Origin of the sequence: Ruminococcus sp. YE71 (genome assembly GCF_900119155.1) — a bacterium.
Lineage (GTDB): Bacteria > Bacillota > Clostridia > Oscillospirales > Ruminococcaceae > YE71.
This window is the reverse complement of sequence record NZ_FPIR01000007.1, coordinates 58,304-72,947: the sequence shown is the minus strand read 5'-3', so window position 1 is coordinate 72,947 and position 14,644 is coordinate 58,304. Positions and strand designations below refer to the sequence as shown.

Below are 14,644 nucleotides of genomic sequence, written 5' to 3'. Positions count from 1 at the left end.
AGAAGAAATTTAATTTTTATATAGCATTTTTAATCTGTGCTTTGTGAAATCTGCTGTAAAGAAAAAAGGTTCGGCGGCTTTGATAGGCCGCTGAACCTTTGATTTTTTATCGAATGTGGCTGAGTTTGTCCATGCGGTGCATGGCGCCTGTCATATCAGCGCCGTTTCATCACTTGATAGTAACAGTAACAGCGTGCTTGACAGACTCGCTTGTTGTCCACTCGCCGCCTACCTTCGCCGCGACTGCTACCTTGTAGGTCGCGCCCGGTTTCAGGTTCTTGGGCGAGGTGTAGGAAGTTACCGAACCTGCGGTCTGCGCGAGGATTCTCCATCTTCCTGCCTGGAATACGCCGACAGCGTAGTTGGTGGCGCCGCTGACGGGCGACCATGTGAGCCTTACCTGATGAGTCTGCTCACTGTACTCGACGTTGTTTATCTCGGGGTATACCGCGGCGGTCGATGCGGAGGGTATCGCCATGACGATATAGTTCGCGGAATTGCCCTCGCCGCCGTTGGTGCCGAGCGTTACCTTTGCGCCGGCCTTGAAACTGCGCTTGTAGATAGCGAGCTCAACGTCGTTCGAAGTGTACATCGAACTGCCTGCCGATGTCCACTCTTTGAGCCATTCGAGCTTTGAATCGACTCTCTTGTCAACTGCCACGCAGACCGTGATGTCTGCGCCTGCTGTGAACGTCGCAAGATCGCCTGTGAACAGTTTGGAATCGCAGGCTGTGCGGATAGTTTCGGCATTCACGAGTACCTTCGGAACGCCGCTTATCGTAAGGTCGCGGTCGCCGTAGAGCTTCGAGCCGTCGCTGAGGTCGTAGTATATCGACCAGTCGGCGGCGTTTTCTCTGTCGTTGATGCGGAGATCTTTGATGAGCTTTCCGTTGAGCGGTTCGATCTCCTTTTCGGTCACGAGGACGATGTAGTTGACGCAGTTGCCGTTGCCGCTGTTGGTGCCGAGCGTTACCTGACTGCCCGAAGCGAAGTTCTTCTTGTAGATCACCAGTGTCAGGTCGTTTGAGGTGGTTATCACATCATCGGTCTTAGTCCAGTCGGAAAGCCACGACGGGAGAGCGCTGACGATGCGGCTGTCAACAGCCGTGTAAACGGTGATGTCCTTTGCGGCGGTGAATGTGCCGAGGTCGGTCGTTACCATCTTGGAATCGCAGGCGGTTCTGATGGCTTCCGCACCCGTCAGATATGCGGGAACGTCAGCTGCCGTGAAATCGCGGTCGCCGAAGAGCTTCGAGCCCGAGCCGAAATCATCATAGATATCCCAGTCAGCCCTGTTTTCATCGTCTGTGACCTTCAGACCCGTGATGAGCGTGCCGTTGAGCTCGTTATTGATGACCGTCGATGAACCGTCACCGAACGAACCGTCAACCGTGAAGCAGTCGATATACAGCGAGGAGGAAAGCGCCGAGTTTGCCTTGAACTCGATCTTGTTGTCGCCCTGTTTGAGGTTGATCTTCTTCTCGTACATCTTCCAGTTGGAATAGCCGTTGGTGTTGGAGAGCTTCATGGTCTCCACCTTGTTTCCGTTCACGTACAGGTCAACATTGTTGATCTCAGAGGTGTCGGAGTAGCGGAGCTTCATGGTGAACTCGCCCGCCTTCTGAGTGGTGACGGTGTCCTTTGCGCAGGCGTTCGCGTTCTTGCCGAATTTGAGGAAGCCCTGACCCCATACGCCTGTCACGCCGCTTCCGCAGGCGTTGGTAACGTAGCCCTCGGTGTTCTTCACGTCGAAGAACTCGCCCTCGTACTGGCGTGTGCCTGTATAGAAGGACGGCTGAGTTACCTGCTTGACGCTCGCCTTGTTGACGTTGGTCTTTCTGCCCGTGTTGCTGCCCGAGCAGTTGATGGTGATGTCAACAGGACCGTTGTGCTTGACGGTGAGGGTGTAGGTGCCGTTGGAGTAGCTCTCGCTGATGACCGACTTAGTCTGGTTCCTGCCCGTGTCCTTTGCGGTGTAGGTCGGCTTGGACTTGCAGCCGTTCACCTTGAAGGTGTCGGTGGAGAGGGTGGTCTGCGCCTTGTTGTCGAAGTTGTCGGCGTAGATGTCAATGTGGTCGCTGTACTCGTTGATGATGGCGTTTCCGTATGCGTTGAAATTCACGTCAAGGGTATCGCAGGTGTTGTACTGCAAGTTCAGCAGGGCGCCCTTGTTGCCGTTGCACTTGTCGTTGTTGTAGGTCACCCATGTGTTGTTGTATCTTCCCGCGTAGCAGTTGCCGTTGAACTCGGAGCTGAACACATTGTTGAACTCATTCTGCTTGGCGGAGATGCTGTTCCATCTTGAACCGAGCTGCGACTGTTTCAGCTGATACTTGAAGGTCTTTGCGGTGCTGTCGTAGAGCGAATAAACGGTCGGGATGGTGGGATAGCGGCCTGTGGATTTGTACAGGTTCTTGTTGTCCCAGAGATTGCCGTCGCCCGCCATACGGTAGAGCCCCTCGAACAGTGTCTCGTAGGTGCTGTATTTCTGGTGATCGTTACCGCTGTTTACGTCCTGGATCACCACGTACTTCGTGCGGTCGATGACCTCCTGACGGGTCGGGATTCGGTAGGTGCCGTCAACGATCTTCTCGAAGAAGCTCAGCGTGGAATTGACATACTGATCCTTGGAGTACCAGTTTCGGCAGGAGTAGCCCTCGCTGTCCTTGACGCCGCCCCATGTCTCGCCGAAGTCGTCGTTCCAGACGAGCTCGGGGCCGTCGATGATGGTAGCGCCGTTCATTATCATACGCTCGGCGTGTATCGGCAGACCCGTGATCTGTCGGTACTGATCCTTCGTATCGAGGGGCTTGTCGTCGGAGCTTCTGTCAGTCCAGCCCGTGTCGTCGTAGCGGACGCCGAAGTTTCCGCAGTAGCCTGCAAGGTACATACCCAGCACTTCCGATTCAACGTCCTCGATCATGCTGGTCTGGGTGTACTTTTCTTCAAGCTGGAGATTCTGACCGTACTTCTCGCAAGCCGCACGCCACTCGGAGTTGGTTTTCAGCATCGCGACGGGGTTCAGCGACGGTGACCAGCGGTTTGCGCACCAGTTGATATTGAGATAGCCGCCGTACTTGTTGCAGAGCTTCAGCAGATGCGCGAAGTGCTGATAGCGCTGCTGATATGTGCAGGGGTGGTCGGCGGAAGCGAATCCCCAGAACTGCTCGGAGTAGTTGAAGCCGATAAAGCTCGGGTAATCGCGGAAGAACTCGGCGTAGATGGTGTTCTCATAGTCCTCGTCCGCGTGCTGAACGAACTGGCTCTTGTTCGGGGAGTTGACGATATTGTAATTGCTGTCGTAGTCAGGGAAGTGGCACTGACCGCCCGATGCAGGCTGCACCATGCACCACACGCCCATGTCCGAACAGGTCTTGAGCCACGACTTGGCACATTCATAGCCGTTCTGCACCATCTTCCAAGAATGATCGTCGTTGCTCCAGTTGATGGACAGCGAGATGTTGAACACACAGTAGGGGCGGATGCTCTCGGGGATAGTCTCGATGATCTTTGCGGGGTCGGCGTAGTTCCATGTGTCGATGTGGACGATGAGCATCGGGTGCTCGGGGTCACAGGGACGGCGCATATTCGTGCTCGTCGCCGCCTCAGCGGTGATGGTGAACGGCTCGTTCTTGAAGCACTGCACAGTGCCGGGCAGAGCGGAAGCTATCAGCACGCTCGGTACCAGTATCCCTGCAAGAAGTCTCTTGCATACGAATTGTAGTTTCAAAATAATTCCTCCATTCAGATTTTCTTACATTTTACGTTTTTGCTTTTATCATACAGCCAAAAAACCGATCTGTGAACGCGTTCGATCAGGTCAACTTCACACAATTTTTCTTTCTTCTGTACAAGTTTTTTTATATTATATCACAAAGCCTTTCCCGATTTCAACATACAATACAATTTTTAGGTGGACAAAACGTTCGGGACTCGGCCTGCAAGATCAGAATTTACAAAATATCCGATTTTCTTCTTGTAAAAGCCCCTGACTTGTGCTATAATCAAAACATAAGAAGGGTCTTTCGGACGGGGGTGTTATTATGAGACCGCGAAAAAGAATGGTATTCGGCGTTATTGCGGCGTCTGTCAGCGATATCTCTCAGCGAGAACTGCTGATGGGCATCATCGCGCAGGCGAAGGAATACGGCGCCGATATTGCCGTCATATCGAACATCACCAATGAGAACCGCGGCGAAGGGGAGCTTCTGCCTGAAAATATGGTGTACGATCTGATAGAACAGTCCGAACTCGACGGTTTCATCATGCTGTCCGAGCCGTTCCCCTGCAAAAAGCTCAGGGACAAGATACGGGATCTCCTTTGCAGAAAAGACCGCCCGATAGTGATAGCAGGCGCGGCTATGCCCGATCTCGTCATACCCGGGGCGCGGCGTATCGACACCGACAATGTGAGAGACATGGAGGAATTGGTGGATCATCTGATCGACGTTCACGGCTTCACGGACATAGACCTTCTCACGGGATATGCTCAGATAGACGTGTCGGAACAAAGGGTCAGCGGCTGCAAAAAATCCCTCGGAAAACACGGGATACCCTTTGATGAGAGCAAGCTCATCTACGGCACCTTCTGGACGGATTCGGGGGAAAAGCTGGCGAGGGAGTATATCAGCGGCGCCCGCCCCCTTCCGCAGGCGGTGGTGTGCGCCAACGATCACATGGCTTTCGGTATACTGGATGAATTTGAACGATGCGGCGTCAACATCCTCGGCTCGCTCGCCGTGACGGGTTTCGACTGCTCGATGATGCGCACCTCCCATACGCCGCTGCTGACCAGCTACCGATTCAACAGAGAACAGCTCGGCAGGGACGCCGTAAGGATACTTTACAGCAAGGTCAGATACGGTACCGACGAGGATTTTGAGCCGCCGAAGGGTTCGCTGATACACGGCATGAGCTGTTCGTGCAGCTTCTCCGACGCGGATCTTCACGAGGAGCTCAGATATGTGCGGTCAAATCAGATGTACAGACAATGGAGCCTCACCTGCAACATGGATCAGGATTTCACGGGCAGCAGGACGCTCGACGAGCTGTTCACGGCGATGGGCAAGTACCAGTTCCTCGTCAGGTATGTCAAGGATATCGTGGTCTGCCTGTATGATAACTGGTATGAGCACAATGCGGGCACCAAGAGCGATAAGCTGATATGTCAGAGCGTCATGCCCTGGCTCGATATGACTCCGTTCCCCATAGACACAGGGAATATCGCCGAGTTCTTTCAGCGGTCGGATATACCTGCCGCCTACTATTTCAGTCCGCTCACCTTTGATAAACGGCTGTTCGGCTACGTGGTGCTCAGGTACAACGAGCCCGACGTATACGACACGTTTTTCAAGAGCTGGATAAAATCCGTTGCGAACAGCCTTGAATTCCTGCGCCTCACGCATGATATCAGCTTTCTGCTTGAGTGTCAGTCCCTCAGCAGGACGCAGGATATGCTGACAGGTCTCAAAAACGACTACGGGATGAAAAAGGTCTTTGACGAGGTCATAAACGATCGCGGCGGTCATAAGGATATGCACATGATAATGCTCAGATGCGGATTGTTCCACGACGTGTTCGATGACATCTCCCCGAAGGCAAAAGCCGCATCCCTGCTGGACATCGCGGCGGCGCTCGGCGAGTTCTCCGCTACACTCAACGGGATATGCGGCAGGGTGCGCGACACGGCATTTGTGTGCATCCTCGACAGGAAAAACGCCACTGACGCACCGCTCCGCGACCTGATGACGGCGTTCATCGCTCAGCGCAGTACATATATCTCCGCTTACGGGATGGATTCGTTTCTGTTCAGCATCGTCCCGATAACCGAAAACGACATCTACACCGACCTCAAACAGCGGTGCTTCGACGACATAGACGCACGGTCTTCGGCTTGCTCCGAGCTGTTTGCGATAAACCACTATGACCGCATGATAAAGATCCGCAACGAGTTCTACCTGTCGCCGCAGAAGGACTTCTCCACAGACCATTTCTGCCGAAAATACAACTTCAGCCCGAGCTATCTGCGCGTGACGTACAAAAAGATATTCGGTATCAGTCCGCTTCGGGATCATATCAACAGCAGGATATACAAGGCGAAGTATCTTCTCCTGACCACGGACATGAAGGTGAACGATGTCTCGGTACAATGCGGCTATCACGACACCAAGTATTTCCTGCGGCAGTTTCTCGGCTGTACAGGCTTCACGCCGAACAACTACCGCACCGCCCACCGCCTGACCGCCGAACGTGAGAACGGCTGATGACGCGCCCTCGGTTGACATTTCAGAAAAAAAGTGCTATAATGTATTCCAAAAAAAGAGACAAAGGAAGGACCATCCGACAATGAATAAGACAAAGATACTGTCCGCACTGCTTGCGGCGCTGCTGCTTGCAGGCTGCGGAAATACCGACGTGCCGACTTCTTCGGACAAAAGCGGCGGCGAGCCTTCGGGCGCCGTGCTTGTCACCGACAGCTCCGAAAGCGATAGCTCGGAGACCGAAAAGCCCGACCTCGACGGCGCGGCAGGCTGCTTCGGGACGTACATCAACGATCAGAACTGCATCATAACTCTCGGCACGGTCGCCGAGGGCTGCGAGGATTGCGTCGATGATGACCGACAGGATTACATCGCGGACAAGCAGCTGCTCTACTACGCCGCGGAGCGCATGATCGACCAGTACAACTGCATCGCCGACCGCGACCTGCAAGGCTTCTTCGATTCGATCAACTACCCCGATCTGTACAGGAGCGAGAACGCGCCGATGATCTGGGCGGCTAATTTCCTCGGAGAGGATTTTCTCTGCACCGAGAACGATCTGCTCTGGTCGGCTCTTGATTACACCTATTTTCTGCTCGGTAAAGATCTGGACGAAGCTAATGAGAAATACTCTGAGGACAACAGTATCGAAAATACCGACTACACCCGTGACGAGGTGCTCGCCGATTACCGCGCTCTCATGGACAAGGCGGCCGAAAAAGCCACGCTCGAAAACTCCGAAGGATTCATCAGAGAGAAAAGCTGCTTCGACAGACTTGTACGCAAGCAGGGCAGCATAACGAACGATGAGTATTTTGCTTCGCCCGAAAAGTTCAGGCTCGAACCGTCGGACGATATTATCTATATCATAGATATGGACAGCAGCTGTGTCGTTAACAACAGTGACGACACTAAAACAGATATAGCTATCAGAATGAGCGTTACCGTTCTGAACGGCGACTATGCTATCGATCTTGGAGACTGCAATATGTGGCTGACGAATAACGGCGTTCATCTGATGCCTTTCCCTGTGTCGGTCCGCGAAAATCCCTACAAGGGCAAGAGCATGGATGAGATAAAGACGGCGAAGAACGAGGAGTCGCCCGATAACAAGACTCCCGCCAAAGCCGCATTATCGGGCGCATATTTCCATTTCAACGAGGGTATGTACGAGGGCGGAGACGATGCTGACCTCTCAATATGGGAGAAGATGGTCAATTACGGCTCCTACGCTCTGTCTATTTCCGATGAGGGACTTGATGTGTCCATCAAGCTTGCCGAACATGAAAATGATCTCGGTATCGGAGACTATGAGATAATTTCCGCTATGAACGACTACGGCTATGAATCGGGAACCGTGTGGATACGCCCCGAACCCGACGGCAGCGGCGACATCTACATCATCTACGAAAGCCCCGACGGTCAGAAAGAAGAACTTCACACCGATCAGTCACCCTGGTTCTGAGGCGTGCTGCGTGGTGTTTCTTCTCTGCTTTTGCCGGTTTGGGAGATAGCAGTTCTTCTCTTCGACTGTGTGCCCCTTGCCAAAAAGACGTTCGTGAGAGCGTAACGCATTATTGAGCGTGTTTTTCAGATGGTCACTCTTGAAGCGGTGATAGTCTGTCTTACCAACCACGCCGACAGCCCCGTACCCGCAGGAGGTGAGACGATGACGCGTATAATAACGGACCTTATAGAGCCCGACCACGGATGTGAGGGGTTTATGCCTGGTGAGGAGCCGATGGTGGTGCTTGTGCTTGACGACGGACGGAGGGTCGAGGTCCCCGACAAGCTGGCGTACGAGAAGGACTGGGATGTCGGGCGCGAGATAAGCGACCTCGACATCGAGATGTACGCTCGCTCCGACGTTCGGAATGAGGAGTGACAGTAGACGATATGGGCAGTACCGCCCTTGACTGTGCGGTGCTGTCTTTATTTTATCAAGTTCAGGAAAATAAGTTGAAAAAACGCAGAATGTGTGGTATAATAGTTCAGATAATCATTATGAAAGCAGGCAGAAAATGAGCAGTCAGATAATCAAAGACCCCGTTTCGGGGGAACTTAAATGCAAATGCTTCAAGCGATGCGGCGGATGCCAGCTGAGCGAGACCTACAGCGAGCAGATACAGCGCAAGCAGGACAAGGCGGAGCGGATGCTCTCGCGCTACGCGAAGGTACAGCCTATCATCGCGATGGACAGCCCCTACCATTACCGCAACAAGGTGCAGAATATGTACGGCTTCGATTCGTCGAAGCGCATAATCTCGGGGATATTCCAGTCGAGCAGCCGAAAGCTGGTGGCTGTTGACGACTGTATGCTGGAGGACAGCGCCGCCGCGCCCATAGTCGCGGAACTCAAAAAGCTGATGAAGTCCTTTAAGATCTTCCCTTACGACCACAATTCGGGCAGGGGCTTTCTCAGACACACCCTGATAAGACATTCGCTCTCGACGGGCGAGATAATGCTGGTGCTCGTGACCGCGACCCCCGTGTTCCCCGCGAAGAAGAATTTTGTGAAGGCGATGCTGAGCGCCTGTCCGCAGATAACCACGATAGTCCGGAACGTCTGCACCAACAAACTGCCGCTGACTATGGGCGAACGCGACATCGTCATGCACGGAAAGGGCTTCATCGAGGACGAGCTCTGCGGATGCAGGTTCAGGATATCGCCGAGGAGCTTTTATCAGGTGAATTCCTTGCAGACCGAGAAGCTCTACACCTGCGCGGTGGAGGCTGCCGACATCGGCAAGGGCACGAAGGTGATAGACGCATACTGCGGAACGGGAACTATCGGCATGATATGCGCGAAACGCGGCGCCGACGTGACGGGAACGGAGCTCAACCCTGCCGCGGTCAGGGACGCCGTCGCGAACGCGAAGCTCAACGGGCTTGACAATATCCGCTTCTGCAACGAGGACGCAGGCGATTTCATGCAGCGCCTCGCCGCCGAAGGGGAGAGCTGCGACGTGCTGATACTCGACCCGCCCCGCGCAGGCGCGTCGGCTGAATTCATCACGGCGGCAGGAAAACTCGCCCCCGAAAAGATAGTCTACGTCTCCTGCAAGATCGAGACTCTCGAACGTGACCTGCGGCTCTTCAAGAAAGAGGGCTACCGCGCACGCTATATCCAGCCCGTCGATATGTTCCCGCACACTACAGGCATCGAGACGGTCGTTCTCCTGTCCCGAAAAACATCGGGCAAATGACCGAATTTGTGTCGCTGACTGTGGGTTTTCCTGGGGGAAACCCGCCTTAGCTTCGCACGGCCGCCTTAGCTTCGCACGGCCGCCTTAGCTTCGCACGGCCGCCTTAGCTTCGCACGGCCGCCTTAGCTTCGCACGGCTGGAAGAAAGGTTCTCCCCCAGACCCCTTTCCAAAGACTTTTAATATGTTGTTTGTTGGATGTGGTCGGGAAGATAGTCCCTTGACATTTCAAGAGATGTCATCTGATGAATACGCTCAATGATGCGTAACGCACTCATGAACGTCTTTTTGGCAAGGGACACACAATTGAAGAGTAGAATCACCATCTTCCCGACCAACACTACCTACGAAAGAAGCACCACAAGCCAAAAAGTATTAAAAGTTTTAGTGAGGGGGTTTGGGGGAGACCCTTTTTCAAAAGGGTCTCCCCCAAGAAACCCGCACTCCCCCATGCAAAAAGCAGTCTGTACAAATTTGCACAGACTGCTTTGTTTTTGTTAGATTAGCCGGTTATCTGACAGCGAGCGTTGTTACTTGTTGATGGTAACGGTGAATGCTCTGCTGTTGATGTTGCTGATATCCCAGTTGCCGTTGATCTTTGCGCCGACTACGAGCTTGTAGGTGCCTGCGGGGACCTTAGTTCTTGTGTAGGTCAGAACGTTGCCCTGAGCAAGAATTCTCCACTTGCCTGCGGAGTAGTAAGCAACGCAGTACTTCTGAGCGCCTTCAACAGCGGACCAGTTGAGTGTCAGGGTGTTGCCCTGTACGCTGGAAGTAGCGACAGGATAAGTCGGCTTAGGATCGGGAGTGCTGGAACCGCCGCCGAAGGAGTAGTTCTTCTTGAACTCGGAAGCGCTGTTGACGATGCTTGCAGCGCCGTCGCCCTGAGTGCCGTACAGATTTACAAGTGCTGCGCAAGCAAGAGCGAAGCAGCCGTTGTAGTCAAGAGCACCCTCAGTCCAGCGGTAGCTTTCGGTAACTTCGTTGAATGTGCCCGAAGCATCGGGTCCGCCGATGAGATAACCGTAGTTTACATACTTTGCAGTGGGATTGTCGGAAGGATTTCCGTTACCGGGGTTAGCGGCTCTGTGGTGGACCTTTGCCGACCAGGAATTGCCGTAGCCTGTCAGGAAGCTCTTGTTGTACGGGTTATTGCCGAGGATGTAGTTCATCTGATACTTGGCGCCCTTTGCAAGAGAATCGTCCTTGTTGTTGCCGACAGCAGCGAGTGCTTCCATCTGAACTGCGCAGTTGTAACGAGTGCAGCCCCAGTCAGCGTTGCAGGTGTTGTACTTGCCTTCGCTCATACCGCCCTTGTTGTTTGCCTCGAACCTGAGCTCCTCTGCATATCTGGAATTGCCTGTCTTCTTGTACATCAGAGCAGCATAGCCCGACCATACCTTGTCCCAGCTGTACAGATGATAATCATAGTACTGATTGTTGTAGCAGCCGTTGTTGGTGAGCTTGAAGGAAGGCTCCGAGCCCTCGCCCAGTACGTACAGCCAGCCTTCGGTCATTGCCTGCTCGTCCTGATACTGCGAATCGGTCGAATACATGGAACCCATACCCTGCATATAGTTGCCGGTATGCTGTGTGCCGAACTTATACAGAGCCTTAGCGTACTTGGTACACTTAGCAGCGTAAGCCGAGTCGGAATCCTTGAATGCAACAGCAGTACCTGCAAGCGCACTCGCCATCTCAAGTACGATAGCAGAGTTGTTGCTGGAAGGTGTCAGCCAGTAGGTCGGACGGTCGCCGTTCTGCATCTCGGGGGCACCCCAGTAGCTGTGGTCACCCTCGTCGGAAACCATGTAGCATACAGCGCCAACGTCACCGTTGGAATCAAGGAATGTGGTCTTCATCATGTAATCTGCGCCATTCTTCAGAATGTACAGCAGATGGTCGCGGCAGCCTGCCTTCTGGTAAGCCCCGGGATTGAGATAGTCGGAAAGAGCAAGGCTGTTCATGCCAAAACCGATAGTCAGGTTGAACTTGATGTGGTCGCCTGCGTCGTGATAACCGCCCGAAACGTCTACCTTGCCGTCGCCGTCGGGGTCAACAAGGCTTCTTGCACCGCCGAGATTTACAGCGCTGTTAAGGTTAGCGCTTGCGTCCGAAACGTGGCAGTTGCCTCTCCATGTGAGCGGGCCGTCATCAACGCCCGTACCGCACATATTCGAGTCGTAGAAATACAGGGACAGTGCCAGCGCCTGCGAGAAATCTGCATCACCGCTGTCTGCGGATGCGGTCAGCTGTGTGATCGGGAGCGACGATGTCATCATAGCTCCGGCCGATAACAGCGACGTTGCGAATGCAGTTACCTTTGATAATTTTCTTCCGTGATCCTTCATCTCTTAGCACTCCAATTCTATAGTTTAAGCATCTTTACCGATGATCTTGTACTCCCGCGGCGGGAATGCAAGATCATTATCCAATACAAGAATATTATATCACACCCTTTGGCTTTTGTCTACATATTTATCCATACTTATTTGTAAACTTTTTTACACAACAACTAATTTGTCCACATTTTTCCTACCGCCGTAATAAATCCGCGCCGAAGCAAGCACCATCGCCCTACAGATAGATATTCACTCTTGAAGCGGTGACAGTCAAACATCTCCCACACATCAAACTGCCGGCATATTGAAAGTCTTCGGAAATGGGGGCGGGGGAAATGTGCGAAAGGAAAATGCCCCGAAGCGGTACGAACGACCGTTTCGGGGCAGATTATTTTTTCTAAGAAAATCCTTTTACCGAGAGGGGATCACTTTACAGTAACAGTGAACGCTCTGGAGTTGAGGTTGCGGATGTCCCATTCGCCGTTGAACTTAGCGCAAACAACGAGCTTGTAAGTGCCGTTGGGAACGCCCGACTTGATGAAGGAAGTGGTAGAAGCGGAAATGTTGCCGTTGAGGATCTTCCACTTGCCTGCCGAGTAGTAAGCAACACCGTACTTCTCGGCGCCCGAGAGAGCACCCCAGGAAAGTCTGATGGTATTGCCTGTCACGCTGGAAGTAACTACGGGGTAAGGATTGTTGTTGGACGAAGCCTTCGGGGTAACGGTGATAGCGTTGGAGTAATCGTTGTTCCAGCTGCCGTTAGCCTTTACGATAACGGATACCTTGTACTCGCTGCCCGAAGCAAGGTTGTTCAGAACATAGGAAGTGCCCGAGCACTCTGCTACCTTGGTCCAGGTATTGTTGATGTACTGATATACAGCGTAGAGATCTGCGCCGTTTACTGCGTTCCAGTTAAGGGTAACGCTGCCGTCGCCTGCTGTGTAGGTGACAGTCGGGTTGGAAGGCATCTGGGGCTTGGGAGCCTCGGGACCGCTGATCTTGGTGCCGTCCTTTGCAACGATAGCCTCGTCGATGTAGAAGTTGCCTGTTCCTTCGGTAGACTCAACATAAAGAACAAGATTGGTCGCGTCGCTGGGTATCTGATAGCTTGAGTTTGCGAGCTGTAAGTACTGTCCGGGATAAGTAGTACCATCAGCGATGTGAGCATACTTTGTAGTGCCCGAAGCGTCGTCGTACTGTAAGGAAAGGTAGTAGCTCTGCTGCTCTTCGCCTTCCTCATAGTCTACGCATACGCTGAAGCTGTACTTCTGACCGCCCTTGAAGGTGTTGGGATCGAGAGTCTTCTGGAGACCGTGCCAAGCCTTTTCACGCTTCTGAGCGAGGAGAGCGTTTGTACCCTGATACGGATGTCTGCCGCTGAGAGTAGGCTCGGTAGTACCTCTTGCTTCCCAATCGCAGGCGCTGTCCTCGAAGGTGTCGTGGTAGTAGTAGCCGTTAGCGTCGGGAGTGATGGGGTCGCCAGTGTGGGGCTGAGGATCGTCGGGGAGCTGAACGCCGTCGCTCTTGAGATTGATAACGAAGGTCGAAACGCTCTTTGCGGGAAGGTTAGCCCAGTAGGTCGAAGTGTTGTGGTCGAGATTTGCGGTCTTTGCAAGATTCTCATTCTGCGAAGAACGGTATCTGTCTACCTTGGTGATCTCTCTGTTGCCGACGGAGAACTGCTGAGAAACGTCAGAAGTGCCCTTGTTGATAGCAACGACTTCGATCTGAGAATCGCTGTGCTTGTAAGCGGAGATGAGCAGGTTGCTGTCGGGGGACTCGGTGCAGTCGATGCGGAAGTCGCCCGGACGAACGTACTTGGAGTACTGAGCCATCATGTAGCCGCGCTTGGTGATAGCGCCGTTGTTGCCGCTCTGCTCGATAAGGCTGTAGCTTCTCTTGATGTACCACCATGTGTAAACGCTCATGTTGCCGACAACGAGACCGTCGTGGATGTTCTCGGCAACGTCGAGAGCCTGAGGCCAGTTGTTTGCGGAGTTTGCATCCGAAGAGGTGTAGACCTCGGTCATCCAGATCTCCTTGCCGCAGTTTTCAAGAGCGGGGAAATCCATGTGGTTTCTCTTGGTGCCGTAGAAGTGGGTTCCGAATACGTCGGTATTCGCGAAAGCCTTCGCATTGTTCAGGATGTTCTTGTAGTAGTCCTTGCCGTTGTTCCATGCGCCGTACTGGAATGACTCGGGAGACATAAGTCTTGTGCTTGTGATCCTGTCGCCGTAGTTAGCGATGAAGTTGGTAGTCTCTGTAGGAGACCAGTATGTCCATTCATGAGCGTAGTCAGGCTCGTTCTGAACGGAAATGGAGTAAAGGTCAACACCGTTGTTCTTCATGTAGGTGCCGAAGTCGTTCAGGTGAGTGGCGTAAGCGCCGTAATTCCTTTCGGGAAGGTGGAGCTTGCCGTTTGTTCCGCCCGATTCAGCGAGATTGGAGGGCGGCTCCCACGGGGTCGCGAACACTGTCACGCCGTGCTCTGAAGCGTACTTTGCAACAGGCAGAGCCAGATTCCACTTGTTCTTGTCGGGGTTTACGAACACACGAAGTATCGTAAGACCCAGCTGACCGTCGCCGTTTCCGAAAACGCGGGCTCTTTCAGCCTCCGAAAGAGAATAGCCCTGCCATTCCTGCATATCGATACCGCCGAAACCTCGGATGTACTGATACGTCTTGTTTGTGTTGATGGTGCAGACTCCGGCCGCGCTGGCAGGCATCGCGGGGAGCATAGACATCAGCATTGCGCCGCTGACTGCTGCAACACACATCCTCTTGATGGTTTTTGTCCATCGCATAAAAAAGACCTCCTCAAATAAAAAGTTTTAACAA

General features: G+C 53.2%; 7 protein-coding genes. 4 read left to right on the top strand and 3 right to left on the bottom strand.

Annotated features, from left to right (window positions below):
• Positions 1-169: 169 nt before the first annotated feature.
• The gene (locus BT142_RS08260; protein WP_084659390.1) at positions 170-3,730 is read right to left on the bottom strand and encodes a glycoside hydrolase family 98 domain-containing protein; all 3,561 of its coding nucleotides are present in this window, start codon (positions 3,728-3,730) and stop codon (positions 170-172) included.
• Between the two features lie 313 nt (positions 3,731-4,043).
• Between BT142_RS08260 and BT142_RS08255 the strand changes: the two genes are divergently transcribed.
• The 4 genes from BT142_RS08255 (at position 4,044) to rlmD (ending at position 9,466) form a co-directional block, all read left to right on the top strand.
• Positions 4,044-6,263: a substrate-binding domain-containing protein gene (locus tag BT142_RS08255; RefSeq protein ID WP_072417732.1), complete on the top strand. Its 2,220-nt coding sequence runs from the start codon at positions 4,044-4,046 to the stop codon at positions 6,261-6,263.
• Between the two features lie 82 nt (positions 6,264-6,345).
• The gene (locus tag BT142_RS08250) at positions 6,346-7,725 is read left to right on the top strand and encodes a hypothetical protein (protein ID WP_072417731.1); all 1,380 of its coding nucleotides are present in this window, start codon (positions 6,346-6,348) and stop codon (positions 7,723-7,725) included.
• Positions 7,726-7,929: 204 nt separating this feature from the next.
• Complete coding sequence (locus BT142_RS08245) at positions 7,930-8,145, top strand: hypothetical protein (RefSeq protein ID WP_072417730.1); 216 nt, start codon at positions 7,930-7,932, stop codon at positions 8,143-8,145.
• Positions 8,146-8,281: 136 nt separating this feature from the next.
• Positions 8,282-9,466, top strand: a complete 1,185-nt coding sequence (rlmD, locus tag BT142_RS08240) for a 23S rRNA (uracil(1939)-C(5))-methyltransferase RlmD (RefSeq protein ID WP_072417729.1) — start codon at positions 8,282-8,284, stop codon at positions 9,464-9,466.
• Between the two features lie 528 nt (positions 9,467-9,994).
• On the opposite strand, the gene BT142_RS08235 is transcribed toward rlmD, so the two are convergent.
• Entirely contained in the window at positions 9,995-11,815 is a 1,821-nt protein-coding gene (locus tag BT142_RS08235) for a glycoside hydrolase family 9 protein (RefSeq protein WP_072417728.1), read from the bottom strand.
• 416 nt (positions 11,816-12,231) lie between these two features.
• Positions 12,232-14,610, bottom strand: coding sequence for a carbohydrate binding domain-containing protein (locus BT142_RS08230; protein WP_072417727.1), 2,379 nt, complete (start codon positions 14,608-14,610; stop codon positions 12,232-12,234).
• Between the last annotated feature and the right edge of the window lie 34 nt (positions 14,611-14,644).